The sequence below is a fragment of the Oceanimonas doudoroffii genome (genome assembly GCF_002242685.1).
GTDB lineage: Bacteria > Pseudomonadota > Gammaproteobacteria > Enterobacterales > Aeromonadaceae > Oceanimonas > Oceanimonas doudoroffii.
Genome location: NZ_NBIM01000003.1, coordinates 182182 through 202251, shown reverse-complemented (window position 1 = coordinate 202251; position 20070 = coordinate 182182). Strand labels below are relative to the sequence as shown.

At 62.2% G+C, this 20070-nt stretch carries 20 protein-coding genes; 15 read left to right on the top strand and 5 right to left on the bottom strand.

Going from position 1 to position 20070, the window contains the following annotated elements; genetic code table 11:
* The first annotated feature begins 27 nt into the window (after positions 1 to 27).
* The 8 genes from thiD to mnhG all read left to right on the top strand — a co-directional run bounded on the left by thiD (position 28) and on the right by mnhG (position 6721).
* Complete coding sequence (gene thiD / locus B6S08_RS11875) at positions 28 to 834, top strand: bifunctional hydroxymethylpyrimidine kinase/phosphomethylpyrimidine kinase (protein ID WP_094201021.1); 807 nt, start codon at positions 28 to 30, stop codon at positions 832 to 834.
* 200 nt (positions 835 to 1034) lie between these two features.
* Positions 1035 to 3332 carry a putative monovalent cation/H+ antiporter subunit A gene (locus B6S08_RS11870; protein ID WP_094201020.1) on the top strand — a complete coding sequence of 766 codons (2298 nt, stop codon included), beginning with the start codon at positions 1035 to 1037 and terminating at the stop codon, positions 3330 to 3332.
* Positions 3329 to 3760, top strand: a complete 432-nt coding sequence (locus B6S08_RS11865; RefSeq protein ID WP_094201019.1) for a Na+/H+ antiporter subunit B — start codon at positions 3329 to 3331, stop codon at positions 3758 to 3760. The genes B6S08_RS11870 and B6S08_RS11865 overlap by 4 nt, the downstream gene beginning before the upstream one ends.
* Positions 3761 to 4108 (top strand): Na+/H+ antiporter subunit C, encoded by a 348-nt coding sequence (locus B6S08_RS11860; protein ID WP_094201018.1) that lies wholly within the window; start codon positions 3761 to 3763, stop codon positions 4106 to 4108.
* Positions 4105 to 5607 (top strand): Na+/H+ antiporter subunit D, encoded by a 1503-nt coding sequence (locus B6S08_RS11855; RefSeq protein WP_094201017.1) that lies wholly within the window; start codon positions 4105 to 4107, stop codon positions 5605 to 5607. Before B6S08_RS11860 ends, B6S08_RS11855 begins: the two co-directional genes overlap by 4 nt.
* The gene (locus B6S08_RS11850; RefSeq protein ID WP_094201016.1) at positions 5604 to 6077 is read left to right on the top strand and encodes a Na+/H+ antiporter subunit E; all 474 of its coding nucleotides are present in this window, start codon (positions 5604 to 5606) and stop codon (positions 6075 to 6077) included. The genes B6S08_RS11855 and B6S08_RS11850 overlap by 4 nt, the downstream gene beginning before the upstream one ends.
* Positions 6078 to 6081: 4 nt before the next feature.
* Positions 6082 to 6357, top strand: a complete 276-nt coding sequence (locus B6S08_RS11845; protein ID WP_094201015.1) for an MrpF/PhaF family protein — start codon at positions 6082 to 6084, stop codon at positions 6355 to 6357.
* The gene (mnhG, locus tag B6S08_RS11840; protein ID WP_206063502.1) at positions 6347 to 6721 is read left to right on the top strand and encodes a monovalent cation/H(+) antiporter subunit G; all 375 of its coding nucleotides are present in this window, start codon (positions 6347 to 6349) and stop codon (positions 6719 to 6721) included. Before B6S08_RS11845 ends, mnhG begins: the two co-directional genes overlap by 11 nt.
* Positions 6722 to 6765: 44 nt before the next feature.
* Here the strand turns inward: mnhG and B6S08_RS11835 are convergent, their stop codons facing one another.
* From B6S08_RS11835 to B6S08_RS11825, 3 genes are read right to left on the bottom strand one after another with little or no spacing between them, the layout of a single operon-like run.
* Entirely contained in the window at positions 6766 to 7161 is a 396-nt protein-coding gene (locus tag B6S08_RS11835) for a response regulator (RefSeq protein WP_094201014.1), read from the bottom strand.
* A gap of 25 nt (positions 7162 to 7186) precedes the next feature.
* Positions 7187 to 8368, bottom strand: a complete 1182-nt coding sequence (locus tag B6S08_RS11830) for a response regulator (RefSeq protein ID WP_094201013.1) — start codon at positions 8366 to 8368, stop codon at positions 7187 to 7189.
* A gap of 9 nt (positions 8369 to 8377) precedes the next feature.
* Positions 8378 to 10024 carry a diguanylate cyclase gene (locus tag B6S08_RS11825; RefSeq protein WP_094201012.1) on the bottom strand — a complete coding sequence of 549 codons (1647 nt, stop codon included), beginning with the start codon at positions 10022 to 10024 and terminating at the stop codon, positions 8378 to 8380.
* 131 nt (positions 10025 to 10155) lie between these two features.
* On the opposite strand from B6S08_RS11825, the gene B6S08_RS11820 reads away from it, so the two are divergent.
* Both B6S08_RS11820 and B6S08_RS11815 read left to right on the top strand, forming a co-directional pair.
* Positions 10156 to 11949 carry a sensor histidine kinase gene (locus tag B6S08_RS11820; protein WP_206063501.1) on the top strand — a complete coding sequence of 598 codons (1794 nt, stop codon included), beginning with the start codon at positions 10156 to 10158 and terminating at the stop codon, positions 11947 to 11949.
* Positions 11946 to 14777 carry a PAS domain-containing protein gene (locus B6S08_RS11815; RefSeq protein ID WP_094201011.1) on the top strand — a complete coding sequence of 944 codons (2832 nt, stop codon included), beginning with the start codon at positions 11946 to 11948 and terminating at the stop codon, positions 14775 to 14777. The genes B6S08_RS11820 and B6S08_RS11815 overlap by 4 nt, the downstream gene beginning before the upstream one ends.
* Positions 14778 to 14865: 88 nt before the next feature.
* On the opposite strand, the gene rsuA is transcribed toward B6S08_RS11815, so the two are convergent.
* Complete coding sequence (gene rsuA, locus B6S08_RS11810) at positions 14866 to 15555, bottom strand: 16S rRNA pseudouridine(516) synthase RsuA (RefSeq protein WP_094201010.1); 690 nt, start codon at positions 15553 to 15555, stop codon at positions 14866 to 14868.
* Entirely contained in the window at positions 15555 to 16193 is a 639-nt protein-coding gene (gene yihA / locus B6S08_RS11805) for a ribosome biogenesis GTP-binding protein YihA/YsxC (protein ID WP_094201009.1), read from the bottom strand. Before yihA ends, rsuA begins: the two co-directional genes overlap by 1 nt.
* Positions 16194 to 16335: 142 nt before the next feature.
* Between yihA and B6S08_RS11800 the strand changes: the two genes are divergently transcribed.
* Genes B6S08_RS11800 through hemN form a run of 5 tightly spaced genes read left to right on the top strand, consistent with a single transcriptional unit; the run spans position 16336 to position 20046 of the window.
* Entirely contained in the window at positions 16336 to 16953 is a 618-nt protein-coding gene (locus B6S08_RS11800; RefSeq protein ID WP_094201008.1) for a c-type cytochrome, read from the top strand.
* A 45-nt stretch (positions 16954 to 16998) separates the two neighbouring features.
* Positions 16999 to 17658: a class I SAM-dependent methyltransferase gene (locus tag B6S08_RS11795; RefSeq protein WP_094201007.1), complete on the top strand. Its 660-nt coding sequence runs from the start codon at positions 16999 to 17001 to the stop codon at positions 17656 to 17658.
* Positions 17655 to 18209, top strand: a complete 555-nt coding sequence (gene yihI, locus B6S08_RS11790; RefSeq protein WP_094201006.1) for a Der GTPase-activating protein YihI — start codon at positions 17655 to 17657, stop codon at positions 18207 to 18209. Before B6S08_RS11795 ends, yihI begins: the two co-directional genes overlap by 4 nt.
* On the top strand, positions 18206 to 18664 hold the full coding sequence (locus tag B6S08_RS11785; protein WP_094201005.1) for a DUF2489 domain-containing protein: 459 nt from the start codon (positions 18206 to 18208) through the stop codon (positions 18662 to 18664). The genes yihI and B6S08_RS11785 overlap by 4 nt, the downstream gene beginning before the upstream one ends.
* Before the next feature lie 14 nt (positions 18665 to 18678).
* Entirely contained in the window at positions 18679 to 20046 is a 1368-nt protein-coding gene (hemN, locus tag B6S08_RS11780; RefSeq protein ID WP_094201004.1) for an oxygen-independent coproporphyrinogen III oxidase, read from the top strand.
* Positions 20047 to 20070: the final 24 nt, after the last annotated feature.

The following is a 20070-nucleotide window of genomic DNA, read 5'->3' as shown; positions in this document are numbered from 1 at the left end:
TCCCCGCCTCACGAGGACCATAAGGACATGCACAGCAGCAAAGCCATTATTCTCTCCATTGCCGGCTCCGACAGCGGCGGCGGTGCCGGTGTTCAGGCCGACATCAAGGCCATTTCCGCCACCGGTGGCTATGCCTGTTCGGTGCTCACCGCCATTACCGCCCAAAACACCCGTGGCGTGTCTGCGGTGCACCCCATTCCTCAGGACATTATTCGCGCCCAGCTCGATGCCGTGTTCGGCGATTTGCCGGTGGCGGCGGTCAAGGTGGGCATGCTGGGCGACGCCGACACCATCAACACCGTGGCCGATGCCCTGGAACAATACCGGCCCCGGCATCTGGTGGTGGATCCGGTGATGGTTAGCGCCAACGGCGACATGCTGCTGGCCCCGGAGGCGGTGCAAAGCCTGAAGCAGCGGCTGTTGCCCCTGGCGGACGTGATCACCCCCAACCTGCCGGAAGCGGCCTGCCTGACCGATCGCCAGGTACCGGCCTCGCTGCGCGAGGTCGAGCCGCTGCTCGCGGCCCTGAAGGAGCTGAAATGCCGGGCGGTGCTGCTCAAGGGCGGCTTTTTGCAGCAGGAGCCGCGCAGCCCCGACTGGCTGTTGCATGGCGATGGCATGCGCTGCTTTGACACTCCCAGGGTGATCACCACCAACACCCATGGCACCGGCTGCACCCTGTCCGGTGCCCTGGCGTCCTACCTGGCCCAGGGCCTGGAGCTGGAGCTGGCGGTGGCCTCGGCCAAGCACTATATCGAGCGCGCCATCGAGGCCGGTGCTCGCCTCAAAATCGGCCAGGGTCGGGGACCGGTAGAGCACTTTTTTGCCCGCTGACCCCGGCATTATCGCCCCGGTCCCCTTGCGCCGGGCCGGGGCGGCTTGTAGTATTTCAGCGCTAATAACCAATAAAAAATTGATTAACTTACTGATAGTTAATCCAATTACTTCACTGCTATAGTCTGCTCTACAGAGTCTCTCCTTTATTTTTCGCCGATCCTGATGCCCTTCCAGGGGCTTTGTAAGGAGCCTTGCGTATGCTTGTTGCCGTTCTGGCAGGTTTTATTCTGGCCGCCCTGGTGCCGCGTTTGAGCCCTTTACTGGGCAAGCACATCGGCTGGTGCCTGGCCGCCCTGCCGGCCGCCCTGTTTGGCTATTTTGCGAGCTTCTGGCCCCGGGTGACCGGGGGCGAGGTGGTGCACTTTTATTACGACTGGATTCCCAGCCTGAACGTCAGCCTCAGCTTTCTGCTGGATGGCCTGAGCCTGATGTTCGCCCTGCTGATCACCGGCATTGGTACCTTTATTCTGATTTACGCCGGTCGTTACCTGGAAGGCAACCCGGACAGGCACAAGTTGATGATGTACCTGCTGGCCTTTATGAGTGCCATGCTGGGGGTGGTGCTGTGCAGCAACCTTATCGGCCTGTTTGTATTCTGGGAGCTGACCAGCATTACCTCCTACCTGCTGATCGGCTTTAACCACGAGCAGGAAAAAGCCCGCAAGGCGGCGCTGCAGGGGCTGTTTGTCACCATGGGTGGTGGCCTGGCGCTGATGACCGGGCTGATTATGCTGGGCTGGATGGCCGGCAGCTTTGAACTGCGCGAGGTGCTGGCGCAAGGGGCGGCGCTGCAGCAGCACGGGTTGTTCCTGCCGATGATGGTGCTGGTGCTGGCGGGGTGTTTTACCAAGTCGGCCCAGACCCCGTTCCATTTCTGGCTGCCCAATGCCATGGCCGCGCCCACCCCGGTGAGCGCCTACCTGCACTCGGCCACCATGGTCAAGGCTGGGGTCTTTCTGATGGCCCGGCTGCAGCCGGTGATGGCGGGCAGCGACGCCTGGCTGCTGGCACTGTCGCTGTTTGGTGCCGTGACCATGACGGTGGGGGCGGTGATGTCGGTGTGCAGCACGGATCTCAAGCGCATTCTGGCCTTTTCCACCGTGATGGCCCTGGGCACCCTGACCATGTTGATCGGCATCGGTACCCCGGTGGCGCTGAAGGCGGCCATGGTGTTTTTGCTGGCCCACGCCCTGTACAAGGGCGCCCTGTTTATGGCCGCCGGCACCCTGGATCACGCCACCGGCACCAAGGACGTGCGCGAGCTGGGCGGCCTGCGTGCCCACATGCCGCAAACGGCGTGGTTTCTGTGGCTGGCGGCGCTGTCGCTGGCGGGCATTCCGCCGCTGTTTGGCTTTATCGCCAAGGAGCTGATGTTCGAGGCGGCGCTGGGGGCAGCGTCGCTGTCACTGCTGCTGACCCTGCTGTCGCTGATCACCGCGGTTTGCATCGTGGCTGCCAGTGCCCTGGTGGCGATCAAGCCCTTCTTTGGCGCCCTCAAGCCCACTCCCAAGGCGCCCCACGAGGCACCGCTGGCCCTGCGCCTGGGGTTCAGCGTACTGGCAACCCTGAGTCTGGTGCTGGGGCTGGTGCCCGGACTGGCAGAGCCACTGCTGGCGGCGGCGGTCACCGCCATCAGCGGCACTCAAGCCGCCGATCTGGATCTGGCGCTGTGGCATGGCATCAACCTGCCGCTGTTGTTCAGCGCCGCCGCCCTGGTGGCCGGTGGCCTGCTCTACCGTGGCTGGGACCGCGTGTACCAGCCCCTGGGCAAGGTCATTTATCCGCTGTCTTATGGTCCCGAGCGGGGCTATGAAAACATGATGGACGGCCTGGTGCGGCTGGCCCGCTGGCAGACGCAATGGCTGCAGAACGGCTACATGACCAACTACATTCTGACCATACTGATCACCGCCATCGGCTTGCTGGTGTATGCCTTCTGGGCTCACGACGCCTTTGTGTATTCACTGTCGTTCGAGGGCGTGCGTCTGTATGAGGTAGTGATCAGTCTGCTGATGCTGGTGGCCGTGGTGTATGCCAGTGCCACCCATCTGCGGCTGGGGTCGGTGGCGGCGGTGGGCGTGCTGGGCTTTGCCATGGCACTGATCTACGTGTTCTTCAGCGCGCCGGATCTGGCCATCACCCAGGTGCTGGTGGAGACCCTGACGGTGATCCTGCTGGTGCTGGTGTTGTTCCGCCTGCCCGGCTTTCAGGATCTGTCCAGCGTCCGTACCCGCTGGCGCGACGCCGCCGTGGCCGGGGTCTTTGGCGTGCTGGTGACCATGATGGTACTGACCGTGAACCAGTCTTCCCTGGGTGAGGGCATCAGTGACTACCTGGTGGCCAACAGCTATGAGGTGGCCCACGGTCGCAATATCGTCAACGTTATCCTGGTGGATTACCGGGCGCTGGATACCCTGGGGGAAATTTTCGTACTGGCCCTGGCCGCCATCGGCGTTAACGCCATGATCCGCTTTCGCTGGGAGGACTACCGATGATCTCCGGTTCGTCGCTGATTCTGCAGACCGCCACCCGTTTTCTGGTGCCGTTGCTGTTCCTGTTTTCGGTGTTTTTGCTGCTGCGTGGCCACAATGAGCCCGGTGGCGGTTTCATCGCCGGGCTGGTGGCGTCCGGGGCCTTTGCCCTGCACCTGTTTGCCTTTGATGCCGGCAGCACCCGCAAGCTGATGGGGGTGGAAAGCCAGCTGCTGATGGGCTGCGGCCTGTTGCTGGCCCTGGTCAGCGGCACCGTGGGCATGGTGTTCAACGGCCAGCCGTTTCTGTCCAGCCAGTGGTGGTCGCTATATGTGCCGGGGTTGGGTGAGCTCAAGCTGAGTACACCGCTGTTTTTTGATATCGGCGTGTTTCTGGTGGTGGTCGGCGTGGTCACTACCATCATGCTGTCCCTGGCAAAGGTGGAGGAATAAATGGAAAACCTGTTTGCCTTTGTGGTGGGCGGCCTGTACGCCACCGCCCTGTTTATGATGCTGCGGCGCAGCGTGGTCAAACTGGTGATCGGGCTGATTATTCTGTCCAACGCCGCCAACCTGCTGATCTTCACCAGCGGCGGCCTGGTGCGGGGAGCCCCGCCGCTGATTCCGGAAGGCCTGTACCAGCCGGTGGGCGCCATTGCCGACCCGCTACCCCAGGCGTTGATCCTCACCGCCATCGTGATCAGCTTCGGGGTGCTGGCCTTTGCCGTGGTACTGATTCACCGGGCCTATGAAGTGATTGGCGCCGACGATGTCAACGAGATGAAGAGCACGGATTCGTGAAAGCAGAAGTTATTATACCCATTCTTATTCCCATGCTGGCCGGGGCCCTGTGCCTGACCTGCTGGCGTTGGCGGCTGGTACAGCGCTGGATTTCCGTGCTGTCGGGGGCCGGCCTGCTGGTGGCATCCCTGGTGCTGCTGCACAAGGTGCAGCACGACGGCATTCAGGTGGCCTATATGGGCAGCTGGCCCGCGCCTTACGGCATCACCCTGGTGGCGGACTTGCTCAGCGCCATCATGGTGGTGGTGACCGGGGTGATCGGGCTGGCGGTGGCGGTCTATTCCCTGGCCACCATGACCCGCAGCCACGAGGCCTTTGGCTATTACCCGCTGCTGCACCTGATGCTGGCGGGAGTGACCGGGGCCTTTCTTACCGGCGATATCTTCAACCTCTATGTGTGGTTCGAGATCCTGCTGATCGCCTCCTTTGGCCTGATGATACTGGGCGGCGAGCGGGCACAGATGGAGGGGGCCATCAAGTATGTCACCCTCAACCTGATCTCCTCGGCCATGTTCCTGACCGCCGTGGGCCTGCTCTACGGCTATGCCGGCACCTTGAACATGGCGGATCTGGCGGTGAAGCTGAACGGTCCCGAGCAGTCCGGCCTGGTGACGGTGATCGCCATGTTGTTCCTGGTGGCCTTTGGCATCAAGGCGGCGGCCTTTCCGCTGTTTTTCTGGCTGCCGGCGTCCTACCACACCCCGCCGGTGGCGATCTCGGCGGTGTTTGCCGGCCTGCTCACCAAGGTGGGGGTCTATGCCCTGTACCGAGTGTTCAGCCTGATCTTCGTGCAGGACACCGACTTTACCCACGGCACCGTGCTGATGGCCATGGGCATTTTCACCATGGTTACCGGGGTACTGGGGGCGGCGGCTCAGTTCGAGGTACGGCGCATTCTCTCCTTTCACATCATCAGCCAGATAGGCTATATGCTGGTGGGGCTGGCGCTGTTCACGCCGCTGGCGGTGGCCGGCGGCGTGTTTTACATCTTTCATCATATTATCGTGAAGACCAACCTGTTCCTGGTGAGCGGGGTCATGTACCGCTATCACGGCAGTTATGATCTGTCCCGGCTGGGGGGCCTGTACCGCTCGGCGCCCTGGCTGGCGGCTCTGTTTATGGTTCCGGCCATGTCGCTGGCGGGACTGCCGCCGCTGTCGGGCTTTTTTGCCAAGTTCACGGTGATCAAGGCGGGTGTGCTTGAAGGCCACTGGCTGATGGTGGCCATGGCGCTGATCGTGGGCCTGCTGACCCTGTATTCCATGGTCAAAATCTGGGCCGAGGCCTTCTGGAAGGGACTGCCCGACGAGGCCAAGCCACTGCGCGGGCAGCAGGATCCGCACCTGTATGTGCTGTACGGGCCCATCGTGGTGCTGGCGCTGATCACCCTGACCATCGGCTTTGGCGCCGAGTGGTTTGTGCAGCTGGCCATGGCCACGGCGGAGCAGCTGCTGTCGCCGGCGGGCTATATTGAAGCGGTGCTGGGAGGAAGCCAATGAAAGCCTTTGGATGGAACATGTTGCTGGCCATGGCCTGGGTGGTGTTGTCGGGCACCTATACCATCAGCAATCTGGTGATCGGTATTCTGCTCAGTTACCTGGTGCTGGCCTATGTGGGTCGAGACAAGCCCACCTTTGCCCGTTACCTGGGCAAGGCGCCGCGTATCGTCAATTTCGTGCTGTTCTTTATCTGGGACTTGATCAAGTCCAATGCCCGTGTGGCCTACGACGTGTTGACCCCGACGCACCTGATGCGGCCGGGGGTGATCGCCATTCCACTGGACTTAAAGGACGAAGGCGGCATTACCATTCTGGCCAACCTGATCACCGCCACCCCGGGCTCCCTGACCCTGGACGTGTCGAGTGATCGCAAGGTGCTCTATGTGCACCTGATGTACCTGGAAGACGAGTCCCGCCAGCTGGCGGAATTCAAGGCCCTTGAGGCCCGTGTTATCGATTTGCTGGGATGAGCCCATGTTTGAACTTGCCCTGACCCTGTCGTTTGTCTTTCTCAGCCTGGGCCTGGTGCTGGCCACGGTGCGGTTGCTGATCGGCCCCACCTTGCCGGATCGGGTGGTGGCGCTCGAGGTGATCGCCTCGCTGACCATCGGATTTATTCTGGTGTACAGCATTGCCTACGACACACCGGCACTGATAGATGTGGTGATCGTGCTGGCGCTCACCTCCTTTATGGCGGCGGTGGGCTTTGCCCGCTACCTGGAGCGGGGAGGCCAGCGCGATGATGACTGAGATGATTACCAGCCTGTTTCTGCTGCTGGGCTCTTTCCTGATGTTGCTGGCCGGCATCGGCATTATTCGCATGCCCGATCTGCTGACCCGTATGCACGCCACCAGCAAGGCCGGTGCCCTGGGAGCCGGGCTGCTGGCCTGCGGTTTTGCGGTGTATTTTCCCGAGGTCAGTGTCGTGGTAAGGGCGCTGGCGGTGGTGGTGTTCGTGATCATGACGGCACCGGTGGCGGCTCATGTACTGGCCCGGGCCGGCTATTTTGTGGGCATTCGGCTGTGGGAAGGCACGGTCAAGGACGTGATCAAGGAGCGTTACGATCTCAAGACCCACCAGCTCGGCAGCTCCGCCCGCAAGCGGGATGACTGATAGAGAGCGCGGGCAAGCTCCCGCGCTGCAATGCCGTTGATGGCCTATGCCCTGGCCGTGTGCCAGATAGTGCGAATCTGCTCGGACAGGGTCATGGGGTCAAAGGGTTTGGCGATCACCTCAACGGCACCCATGGCCTTGTAGGCGGCAATTTCTCGCGGCTGGATCTTGGCGGTCATAAAGGCCACCGGAATTTTCTCCAGGGCCGGCTGCCGGCGAAGGGCGGTGAGGGTTGAAGGGCCGTCCATGCCCGGCATCATCACATCCAGCAGTATGATATCGGGGTTGAAGGCCGCGGCTCCGGCGAGGGCGTCTTCCCCCGAGGCGCACAGCATCACTTCAAATTCTCCCACGACTTCCAGCGCCAGCCGGGCGATTTCACGAATGTCGTCGTCGTCTTCCACGTAAAGAACGCGGCGGGGTTCCTGGTGTTGTGGCATATCCTTTCCTTGGGCTTGGTGGGGGTCAGTCGGGCTGGTTCAGCCATTTTTCCGGATCCAGCCCAACACGCTGCAGCAGCCGTTCGGTGTCGGTACCGTACAGCTTTGAGGCCACACACAGACCGGCCAGATGCATGATGGTGGGGGCCTTGCGGGTGGCGTGAGCGGGTGCCATGTGTACGGCGCCAATCAGTTCCCTCAACGGCAGGGGCAGCCCCCACTGAATCTTGAGCCGGTTGCCATAGCGGGGGCCCCATTGCTGCAGCAAGGTCTCCGCCTGGCCGGCATTCAGCGTACCTCCCTGGTCCAGGTATTGCTGCAGGGTGCGCAGTACCGCCAGCTCGCCACAGCGGCTGAGCAGGCCGGCAGTGTGGCAGCTGGCGCCGTCTGTGTCCACGCTCAGGGCCATGTTACGGGCGATGGCGGCCACCTGCTCGGCGATGGCCTGATGCTGCTGTGCCTGCTCACTGAACTCGGCGTGGGTCAAGGCACCGGAAATGTCGAGGCTCATGGCCAGGGCACAGTTCAGCGACTGGGAGATGCCCAGGGTGATGATGGCTTCATCCAGACGCGAGACCGGCTTGCCGCTGCGGCGCAGCGAGGCGCTGTTGGCCAGTTTCAGCAGCCGGGTAACCAGGGCGGTTTCGTTCTTCCAGGTGGTGGTGAGTTCGGCGGTGCTCAGCTCGTCGATGCGACTGAGCAGTGGCAGCACCTTGTCGTTGTCCAGGGCACCAGGCAATTGCAGTTTCTCACTGAGCGCCTGCTCCAGCCATTCCTCCACCGAAGGGACGTCGGATGTTTCGGAGAGGTCGGTGTTGTCGTCGATGGATTTTGCACGGGCACTGGCGTCGGCGATTACGGCCTGCAGCCGCTTTTGCAGCATGGGCAGATCAAAGGGCTTGGCGATGAAGTCGTTAATGCCGTGATGCAGGGCCACCCTGACACTGTCCCTGTCGGCACTGGCACTGATAACTATCACCGGCGTGTGCTTGTCGGTCTTGCGGATCAGCTTGATCAGCTCCAGGCCGCAGCCGTCGGGCAGGTGCCAGTCGCACAGTACCAGGCTCGCCGGTAATTTCTGCCAGGCCGCCTTGGCGTCTGCCAGGCTGGCGCAATGCCTGACCCTGGCCTTGGCCGACAGGCCGAGCATCACGGTTTCCACCAGATCGGCAATCAGGTAATCGTCTTCAAGCAGCAGTACATTCACGCGTGGTACCTACACCCTGGGCTTGTGAGCACTGATTACAGCATAGTCGGTGACACCGTTTCGGCCGAGTCTCTTTCGTTCATACAGGGCCTGATCCGCCGCGCTCAGTGCTTCCTCGGCGGTGGTAAAGTCATTCAGGCAGGCCAGGCCCACACTGACGGTAACGCCGAATTCCTGCTCTTGTCCTCGAAATTTCAGGGCGGCAAAGTCGTGGCAAATTTGCTCGAACAGGGTGCGAGCCTGCTGGGCATCACATTCGGGCAGAACCGCTACGAACTCCTCACCGCCATAGCGCCCCAGGCTGTCGGTTTTGCGTAGCCGCCGTTGCAGCAGGTGGGCCAGGGTGTTGATTACCCGGTCGCCGGTGGCGTGGCCATGATTGTCGTTGACCTTTTTGAAGTGATCCAGGTCGAGCATGGCCACCATGGTGTGGTGGCCCATGCGCTGAACTCGAGCGTGCTCCTGGCTCAGCGCCTGTTTGCTGTGCGAGTGGTTGAGCAAGCCGGTGAGCCCGTCCCGGGCCAGCAGCCGGGACAGCTGCCGGGCCCGGTGACAGAGAATGCTCACGGTGCGGATTAGCAGCGAGTCGGAAATGGGCTTGGTGATGAATTCATCGGCGCCCTGGGCCAGGGCGCTGAGCTGTCGCTCCCGGTCCTGCTCCGATGACAGATAAATGATCGGCAGGCTCAGCCATTGAGGCTCAAAGCGAATCATGCGCGCCAGGGTGGTGCCCGAATAGGGTGGCATGTGTATGTCCATCAGCAGAATATCGGGGTGAAACTCGGCCAGGGTACTCATCATGTTGTAGGGTCGGTTGAGCACCCTGACTTCCATGCCGGCCTCGGTCAGCACCAAACGGTAGTGTTCGGCCAGCTCTTCGTCATCGTCCATCAGCAATACCCTGGCCTGATCATGCTGCTGATGTTCCCGGTTCAGCTGTTCAATGCGTTCGGCCAGGGCCGGGACGTCCACGGGCAGGGGGAACAGGCCATCCACGCCCAGCTCCGCCAGGCGGTAACGGGTGGAAAAATCCTGCTCGGCGCCGGCGCACAGCAGGGGGGCGGGTGTCTTGCCGGCCCGGCTGGCCCTGTATCGGTTCCACTCCGACACCTCCTGCAGGTGCTGGCTGCGGGTGATGATGATGCCGTGTTCGTGCCAGCAGGAGGCGGGCAGGGTGTCGAGCTGTTGCTCATGCCGAGTGGCGAAGCCGTATTGCTTCAGGGCGGCGGCCAGTTCAGCCAGGTCGGCACCCAGCACCAGCAATTCACTGGTGCCGTCGGCCAGCGGCAGGCTGGGGGAAGTGGCGGTCACGGCCGCGGGCGGCAGAGGCTTGCCCAGCAGCTGTAATAGCTGCTCCAGCTCGACGGTCAGTTCGCTGATCATCAGGCCGGCCTGGGCGGGGTCGGTGTGCTCCGTTTTCAGGCGTTGCTCCAGCCCGGCCGCCTGCCGCCCGAGTTCGGCCTGGCCAAAGGTGCCGGCCGAACCGGCGAGCCGGTGCAGTAGTTGGATCAGTGCGTCCTGCAAGGACTGATGAGGAATTCCGGGCCGCCATGCGCGCAGCGCCTCCAGTTGCTCGGTCAGCTGCTCGGTGGTGCGCTCGGTGAAACGGGCGCTGAGGCGGGCCAGGTGCTGTTCCAGGGGGCCGGTGTCAGTCATGGTTGATTCCTTTGGCGTTAATCAAATACCAATCCATTCCGTCTGCGTGGTTGTGATTAGTATATGCTGATAGAGTTTCATGCGGGACCGGTTTTTCCGGCGCCCCCTCATTGCAACAAGGAACGGGTTGAATGAAGCTGTCTCTCAAGGGACGCATTGCGCTGATTATGCTGACCGGCGCCATGCTGACCGTCCTCGGCGTACTGACTACCGCCTATCATTCGCTGGTGGATGACTTTGAACAGCTATACAGTCAGCGTCAGTACAATGCAACCTTGCGTGCCGCCGAGCAGGTGGAACGAGTGCTGGCGCTGCGTCGTCACTCGCTGGAAATGGTGACGCCCCAGCTGACGAACGGCGTGCATCTGCATTCCACCGCCGAACTGCAGGCGCGGTTGCAACGCCAGCCCATGCTGCGCCAGCTGTTTCCCGATGGCGTGCTGGTGTTTGACGCCAACGCCACCGCCATTACCGAAACCACCCTGGTGCCCGGCCGCCTGGGCACCAACTACGCCGACCGCCCTCACTTTCGTACCCTGATCCGCACGCGAGAGTCGGTGATCAGCTCTCCCATTATCGGCCGCACCACGGGTGCGCCGTTGATCTCGTTTCTGAGTCCGATTCTGTCGGATGACGGTGACTTGCTGGGCATGCTGGGGGGCGTGATCAACCTGGCAACCACCTCCATTCTGCCCGAGCAGCGGCTGCGGGAAGCCTTGCGGGAAGGAGTCAGCTTCAAAATTCTCGATACCGAAAACCAGTTGTATGTGTATAACGGCCGGGATCTGTCCCGGGAGCTGCAACCCTTGCCGCCGCCGGGAGAGGATGCCCTGGTCGACGCCGTGCTGTCCGGCGCCCACCTTGGTGTGGTAAAGGGGGACGGTGAAAAACGCTGGGTCTATGCCACCACGCATTTGCAACAGCTGGGCTGGATGTTTGTGCGCGCCCTGCCCCATGAGCGGGTGGTGGCGCCGGCCCGGGATTTCTTTATGCGTTTTGCCGGCATCAGCCTGCTGATCGGCACCGGCCTGGCGTTGGTGTCGTTCTGGCTGGCCTGGAGTGCGTTGCAGCCGCTGGCTACCATGACCCAGCGCATTCGCGGCATGGCCGCCGAGGCCGGAAGCGATCGGCCCTTGCCGGAAACCGGTGTGCCCGAGCTGGCCCGCCTGGCCCGGGCCTTTAACCGGCTGACCGCCGAGCGCAAGGCGCTGAGTGAGGTCAAAGACGACTTTGTGGCGGTGGTGAGCCATGAGTTGCGCACCCCGCTGACCTCCATCAATGGTGCCCTGCGGCTGGTGAGTTCCGGCGTGGCCGGTGAGTTGCCGGAAAAGGCCGGCGAGCTGGTCGGGCTGGCCTGGCGCAATGGCGAACGACTGCAGCACCTGATTAACGATCTGCTCGACTTCAGCAAACTGAACGCCGGCAAGCTGGAGCTGGCCCCCGAGCCCTGCTGCCTGAATACCCTGATCGACGAGGCCATCGCCGGCAATGCCCCCATGGCCGAAGCCTATGAGGTCGGCTTGCGCAACGATCTGGGTGCGCCCCTGCCGACGGTGCTGGATCCGTTGCGGGTGCGCCAGCTGCTGGACAACCTGATCAGCAACGCCATCAAGTTTTCCCCCTCCGGTGGCCTGGTGCGAGTCTCGGTAGAGCAGCCCGAGCCGGACTGGCTGCGGCTGACCGTGAGTGATCAGGGCGAGGGCATCCCCGATGCCTTTGCCGAACACCTGTTTGACCGTTTTGCCCAGGCGGAAAACGGCACCATGCGCACCACCCAGGGCACCGGCCTGGGGCTGGCCATCTGCAAGGAGTTGGTGGAGCTGATGGACGGGCGCATTGGCTTCTATAATGACCGGGGCGCCCACCTGTGGCTGGAGTTGCCGGTCATGCCCCATGTTCAGCAAGCCGAAGGAGGTCGCCCATGAAAATGCCCCCTCTGCCCGACAACGAGCTGCAGCGGCTGCGGGCCCTGCAGCGTACCCGTTTGCTGGACACCGGCGCCGAGAGCCGTTTTGACCGGCTGACCCAGGTGGCGCAGCACAGCTTTCAGGTGGATATCGCGCTGGTGTCGCTGGTGGACAGCGAACGGCAATGGTTCAAGTCGGCCCAGGGCCTGGATGCCTGCGAAACCGCCAGGGACATTTCCTTCTGTGGCCATGCCATTCTCAACGACCGTATTCTGGTGGTGGAAGATGCCCTGGAAGACGAGCGTTTCTTTGACAACCCCCTGGTTACCGAGGCGCCTCATATTCGCTTTTACGCCGGGGCGCCGCTGCGTAGTGCCGATGGCTATCACCTGGGCACCCTGTGCGTAATAGACAGTCGGCCTCGGCGTTTTGACGACAGGGACGCCACGTTGCTGCGTACCCTGGCCGACTGTGTGGAAGAGCAGATCGGCCGGCAGCGGCTGGAGGCCCTGCGTCAAAGCCTGGCCGAAAGTGAGTATCGGGCCCAGCTGATCATTGAAGGGGCCAATATCGGCACCTGGCAATGCGATCTGCAAAGCGGTCAATGCCGGTTTAACGAACGCTGGGCCGAAATGCTGGGCCACCGGCTGGACGAGCTGGGCCAGCTCACCATAGAAACCTGGCGTGAGCGGGTGCATCCGGACGATCTGGAGCTGGCCAGCTCTCAGCTTGAGCGCCATATCAAGGGGCTGGAGTCGGTGTACGAGTGCCGGGTCAGAATGCGTCACAAAAACGGCCGTTGGGTCTGGGTGCACAGTCGGGGGCGGCTGCTGAGCTGTGGCGACGATGGCCGGCCGGGCATTATTTACGGCACCCATATCGACATCAGTGCCGAACGCGAAGCCATGATCCAGCTGGAGCGGCGCAACAAGGCGCTGGCGGTGCTCAACCGTATGGCCTTCAAGCTGCAGGGCAGCGTCGATGAGCGCATCACCCAGGCGCTGGCGCTGGGACGGGAATTTCTGCAGCTGGATCTGGCCATCGCCAGCGAGGTGATCGGCGATGTGTACATGGTGCGCTGGGTATCGGCTCCGAAAGGTGCCGGAGTTGAGCCCGGACTGCGCTTTGAGCTGGTGCAGACCTATTGCCGGCTGATGCTGGAGCAGCAGGGCGTACTGGCCATTGACCACATGGGCCAGTCGGCGTATGCCAGCGCGGTGTGCTATCGGAACATGGGGCTGGAGGCCTATATCGCCACGCGTCTGGAAGTGAATGGCGAACTATTCGGTACCCTCAACTTTTCTTCCGCCACCCCCAGGGCACAGCCCTTTGACGATACCGATCGCATGTTTCTGGCGCTGATGGCCCACTGGCTGAGCGACATGCTCAGCCGCCAGCGCCAGCAGGACCGCTTTGACAAGCTGGCCGAGCAGCTGCCCGGGGTGATTTATCAGTTTCGCCGCTGGCCCGATGGCCACAGCGCCTTTCCCTACAGCAGTGCCGGTATGGAACAACTCTACCGGCTGCCGCCACAGGCGGTGCGGGAAGATGCCGGCGCCGTGTTTGAGCGCATTCATGCACAAGATCTCGACTCGGTGGCCGAGTCCATTGTCCGCTCCGAGCGTGAATTGTCCGACTGGCATGTGCAGTATCGAGTGTTGCAGGGAGACGGCAGCAGCCACTGGGTGGAGGGGCGGGCTCGTCCCGAACGGCTGGATGATGGCAGTACCATCTGGCATGGCTACCTGACCGACATTGAGCATGAAAAACAGGCGGAGCTGGCGCTGACCGCCAGTGAGCAGCGGTTGCGGGGGTTGTTTGAGTTGTCCTCCATCGGCATTGCCCTGAGCGATGCGCGTACCGGCCGCTTTCTCGATGTAAACCGGGCGCTGCTGGGCGCCACCGGTTATGGCAAGGCCGAGCTGTTGAACCTCGGCCTGTCTTCACTCACCCCGGCAAAGTATGCACAAGCCGATGAACAGGCCGGAGAGGCCCTGGCGCGGGATGGCCGCTACGGGGCCTTTGAAAAGGAGCTGCTGCGCCGGGATGGAGCCCGGTTTCCGGTTCGTCAGCAGGGCATGCTGATTCGGGACGCGGGAGGGCAACCGCTGATATGGACCCTGATCGAGGATATTACCGAGCTGAAAAAGGTGGAGCGCATGCAAAAGGAGTTCGTGTCCACCGTCAGCCACGAACTGCGCACGCCACTCACCTCCATCACCGGCTCCCTCGGTCTGCTGACTCGAGGGGCCCTGGGGCCCCTGCCCGAGCAGGTGTTCCGGTTGGTGGAGGTGGCCCACAACAATGGCCGGCGGCTGCACCTGCTGATTAACGACCTGCTCGATATGGAGAAGCTGGTGGCGGGCAAGATGCACTTTGATGTGCGCCCCCACGATCTGGCCGATCTGTTGCACGAGGCGGTGGAATGCCATCGCCCCCTGGGTGAGGACAGAGGGGTGACACTGGTGTTGGGGGAAACACCGGCACGGGTTCAGGTACTGGTGGATCGGGACCGGCTGCTGCAGGCGCTGGCCAACCTGTTGTCGAACGCGGTCAAGTTTTCTCCCGACCACGGCCGGGTCGACATTGATACCGAGCCCGCCGGCCAGGGCTGCTGGCGCGTACTGGTGCGGGATCGAGGGGAAGGGGTGCCCCAGGAGTTTCGCTCGCGTATCTTTGAGAAGTTTGCCCAGGCAGACAGTTCCGACACCCGCAGGAAAGGCGGCACCGGCCTGGGCCTGGCGATCACCCGCGAGCTGATGGAGCGCATGGGCGGCGGCGTGGGTTTTGACTCCACGCCGGGGCAAGGTGCCTGCTTCTGGCTGAATATTCCCGAAGCCGGTTAGGGGGGGGTGAAAATGGGTGCGGGGGGCTGTGCGTGCGGCTGCCAGGTTTGCGCCGGCGAAAGCGGCGTCTGCAAATTGGCTTCACACCTTACCCAATCGAGGCAACTTCCTTGGGGGTAAGGTGGCGCCATTCCCCTTCGGCCAACGCAGCATCCAGCACGATATCACCGATTTGCAGCCGGTGCAGGGCGGTTACCCGGTTGCCAACGGCGGCAAACATGCGTTTCACCTGATGGTATTTGCCTTCCTGAATGGTGAGCAGCACCTGAGTCGGGGTGATCACTTCCAGGGTGGCGGGCAGGGTGGCCTTGGGCTCGCCGTGGAGCATCACACCCTCGGCAAAGCGGTCTGCGGTGCCATCCGCCAGCGGTTCGGCCAGACCCACCCGGTAGGTCTTGTGACAGGCCCGTTTGGGTGAGCGCAGCCGATGCGACCACTGGCCGTCGTCGGTGAGCAGCAGCAGGCCGGTGGTGTCCACATCGAGCCGGCCGGCGCATTGCAGGCCGGCGGCCAGTTCCGGGGGCAACAGCTGCAGCACGCAGGGGTGCACCTCGTCCTGAGTGGCGCTGATATAGCCCTGGGGCTTGTGCAGCATTATATAGCGCGGCGGCTGCAGACTCAGTAGGCGTCCCGCCAGACACACGCGCTGGTCACCGATCTTGATATCGCCTTTTTTGACCACCTGGTCATTGACGGTGACCTCGCCCCGGGACAGGGCCTTTTTGGCCAGGGAGCGGGTCAGCCCGGAGGCCTCACACAAGAAGCGATCCAGGCGCATCAGGCGGGCTCGTCACCGGCGTTGAGGGTGTCGTCCTGCAGCAGCCATTCGGTCAGCACTTCCTTGGCCTGATCCACGCCCAGGCCCTTGAGCGAGCTGAATGCCTCGACTCGAATGCTGCCACCGAAGATGGCCACGGCTTCACGCACCCTGAGTACCTCGGCCTTGCGGGCGCCGGACTTGAGCTTGTCGCATTTGGTCAGCAATGCCAGCACCGGCAGTTCGCAGTCGCTGGCCCATTGCAGCAGTTGCTGATCGATGTCTTTCAGCGGATGGCGAATGTCCATCAGCACCACCAGCCCCTTGAGGCTGTCGCGTTGTTGCAGGTATTCCGACAGCGCCTCTTGCCACTTCAGCTTCATTTCTTCCGGTACTTTGGCGTAGCCGTAGCCGGGCAGGTCGATCAGGCGCTTGCCCTCACTCAGTTCGAACACGTTGATCAGCTGAGTGCGGCCCGGGGTCTTACTGGTGCGGGCCAGGGATTTCTGCTGGGTAATCGTGTTCAGAGCCGAGGATTTTCCGGCATTGGAGCGGCCGGCAAAGGCGATCTCAACGCCGGTGTCGGCGGGCATCTGTCGTATGTTGGGCGCGCTGGTAATAAAGTGGGCGGCGTTGAAGTTTATCTTGTTGTTGTTCAATGTGAATTCCCCGAGGTTATGAAGCCGCCCTGATTACTTTCTGGCAAAATTGTGTAGAATAGTGCGGTTTTTTAAATCGCATTGTAACATGCCCTCGCTGGTATGTGATCTGGAAGCTCTAACAACGAGAAGTCGGAACGTCATGAAAAAAATTGTTTTCACGCTAGCCTTAATGCTCGGAGTGGCCGGTACCGCACAGGCCCAGGGCGATGTCGAAGCCGGTAAGGCCAAGTCCGCCGCCTGTGCTGCCTGTCACGGCAACGACGGCAACAGCCCGACCGACATGTATCCCAAGATTGCCGGTCAGCACGCTTCCTACATTGAAAAGCAGCTGGCCGAATTCAAGGCCGCCGCCACCGGCGGCACCGGCCGTGCCAACGCCATCATGGGCGGCATGGCCCTGCCGCTGGCCGAACAGGACATGGCTGACCTGGCCGCCTACTACGCCAGCCAGGCCATTACTCCGGTGCCGGTTTCCGAAGACGTTATCGAGCGCGGCGCGGCCCTGTATCAGGGTGGTGACATCGAGCGCGGCGTGACCGCCTGCATCGCCTGTCACGGCCCCCGGGGTGAAGGCCTTGAATCCGCCAAGTTCCCCAGCCTGTCCGGTCAGCACCCGGCCTACATCAAGGCCCAGCTGGAAATGTTCCGCAGCGGTGAGCGGGAGAACGATCCCAACCGCATGATGCGCGACGTTGCCGCCAAGCTGACCGACGACGATATTGCCGTGCTGTCCCAGTATGTGGCCGGCCTGCACTGATAGCTCTCGGGGGGTGGCCTGCCCCCCGCCTAACCCGGTTTGTTGATGTCCCTGCCTTTGCCTGCCTTTTGTTGTCCTCTCTGCGACTCGCCCGACCATGCCCTGTTTCATCAGGATCACCGCCGCTACCACAAGTGTGCGCGCTGCCGGTTGATTTTTGTGGAGCCGGGCCAGCGGCTGAGCCATGACGCGGAAAAGGCCGAGTACGATCTGCACCAGAACGACACTCAGGATGCGGGCTACCGGCGGTTTCTGAGCCGGTTGGCCACGCCGCTGATGGCGCGGCTGGCGCCGGGCAGTGAAGGGCTGGACTTTGGCTGCGGGCCCGGGCCGGCGCTGGCCGCCATGCTGAACGAGGCGGGCTTTGCCGTGACCACCTATGACCCTTACTATGCGAATCATGCCCAGCGGTTGCAGCGACAGTATGATTTTGTAACCTGTACCGAGGCGATAGAGCATTTTTATTCACCCGGGAATGAGTGGCGGCGCTTGCTGGCCATGCTCAGGCCCGGCGGCTGGCTGGGGCTGATGACCAAGCTGGCCCGGGATCAGGCGGCCTTTGCCACCTGGCATTACAAACAGGACCCGACCCATGTGTGCTTCTTCAGCCGCGATACCTTTGCGTGGCTGGCACAACGGGACGGGCTCGGCATCGAATTTATCGGTGCCGATGTCATTCTTCTGCACAAACCGGAGTCGTTATGACACGTATCAAGAAGGCCCGCACCCCGGGCCGTATCGGTGCCCGCAAGGAAAATCGGGAAACCGCCGAACAGGGCAGGGAACGCAAGCGCAAGGCCAGACGCAAGGGCCTGACCCCGGGTTCGCGCCACAATGTGGGTGGCGACAACCAGGGCGGCAAGGCATCAAAGGCGCCGAAAGACCCGCGCCTGGGCTCACGCAAGCCCGTGGCCCTGGTGCAGGAAGACGCCACTCGCGACACCGTGGCCGCCGCCAAGGCCGTGGCACCGGTCAAGGTCCGCAAGCTCACTCCGGAGCAGGAGCTGGACGCGCTTGAAAACGACGATCGCCTCAACACCCTGCTGGACAGGGTGGAAGCGGGCGACAAGCTGAGCAAAGACGACAAGGTCTGGCTTGACCGCACCCTGGCCCGTCATCAGCAACTGCTGGAGCAACTCGGCCTGCTCGACGACGAGGATGAAGACGACGCCGAGCCCGGCGACGACCTCTGGGATCGTTTTATGGATGCCGAGCTTGATCCTGCTCAATACCGCGACGAGGAAGACAAGTCATGATCTCCCCCTGGTTGATCGCCGCCCTGGTGGGCGGCGTCATCATAGTGGGTCTGGCCGTGTATGCGGGCATTCTGCTGGCGAAGCTGCGCCAGCAGACACAACACCGGCGCCAGGCCATAGCCAAACGCAACGATCGCATTCTCGACAGCGTGCGCACCATTGCCATGGCGGTGCGTGACGATCAGTGCAACCTGTCGGAAGGCGCCATTCGCCTGACCAACCTGCTTAATGCCCTGCAGTTTGATCAGCCCAGGGACTTCGCCGTCGAATACCCAGGCCTGTACGATCTGTACGACAAGGTCAGGGAGATGCCGACCCACGAGGCCCGCAAGCAGCTCAAACGCAACGAGCGTATGCGGCTGGATCTGGAGCGGGCCGGTCATGAAGGCGAACTGGAAGCCACCATTAAAATCGAGGTCGAGCGCCTGGTGAGTCTGGAACTGCCCGGTCGCTGACCGGGGAGGAGACAATGTCAGCGATTGAGTGGGATCAGGCGCTCATCGAAAAATACAATTACTCGGGGCCGCGGTATACCTCGTATCCCACCGCCCTCGAGTTCACCACCGACTTCGGCATGAGCGAGTTCGATGCTGCCGCCGAGCGTTACTCGCAGCGCCCGCTGTCGCTCTACGTGCACATTCCGTTCTGCCACAAGCTTTGCTATTACTGTGGCTGCAACAAGGTGATCACCCGTCATCAGGGCAAGGCCGATATCTACCTGGACTACCTGGAGCGGGAAATTCAAGCCATGGCGCCGCGCTTTGCCGGCCGCACCGTCACTCAGATGCACTGGGGCGGCGGCACGCCCACCTTTCTTACCGCTACTCAGATACAACGCCTGAACGGCCTGTTGCGCCGGCATTTTCACTTTGCCGGTGAGGGCGAGTTCAGCATAGAGATAGACCCCCGTCGTATTGAGCTGTCACTGCTCGACGTGCTCAGCTCGGAAGGTTTTAACCGCATCAGCCTGGGAGTGCAGGACTTCAACCAGGAGGTGCAAAGGGCCGTTAACCGGGAGCAGGATAACGGCTTTATTCGTGCCCTGGTGGCCAGGGCCGCCGAGCTGGGTTTTTCTTCTACCAATCTGGACCTGATCTACGGCCTGCCGCTGCAAACTCGGGAGAGCTTTCTGCATACCCTGGAGCAGGTGGTGGGGATGAAGCCGGCGCGGCTGTCGGTGTTTAACTATGCTCATCTGCCCAGTCGCTTCGCGGCCCAACGCAAGTTGAAAGAGGTCGACATGCCGGCCCCGGCCATGAAACTTGCCATGCTGCAGGACTGCATTCGCTACCTCACCGGCCGGGGCTACCAGTTTATCGGCATGGATCACTTTGCCCTGCCCGACGACCGCCTGGCGGTGGCTCAGCGCCACGGCGAGCTGCACCGTAACTTTCAGGGCTACACCACGCAGGGGGAATGTGACCTGCTGGGACTTGGGGTATCTGCCATCAGCATGATCGGCGATGCCTATTCCCAGAATCACAAGGAGCTGAAGCAGTATTACGCCCAGATCGACGCACTGGGCCATGGTCAAAGCGTGGGCTATGCCCTGAACGAAGATGATTGCCTGCGCCGGGATCTGATCAAGCGGCTTATCTGCAATTTTGAATTGGAGTTTGCGCCCCTTGAAGCGCAATACGGCATCGCGTTCAACGACTACTTCGCCGAGGACTTCGCGCTGCTGCAACCCTTTGTAGACGATGGCCTGGTGCTACGGAAGGCGGACCGCCTTGAGGTAACCCTCAAGGGGCGGCTGCTGATCCGCAACATCTGCATGTGCTTTGACCTGCACCTGCGCCGGCAGGCGCACCGGCAGCAATATTCCCGCGTGATCTGACCTTAGTCCCGGCGCTGTTTCGGC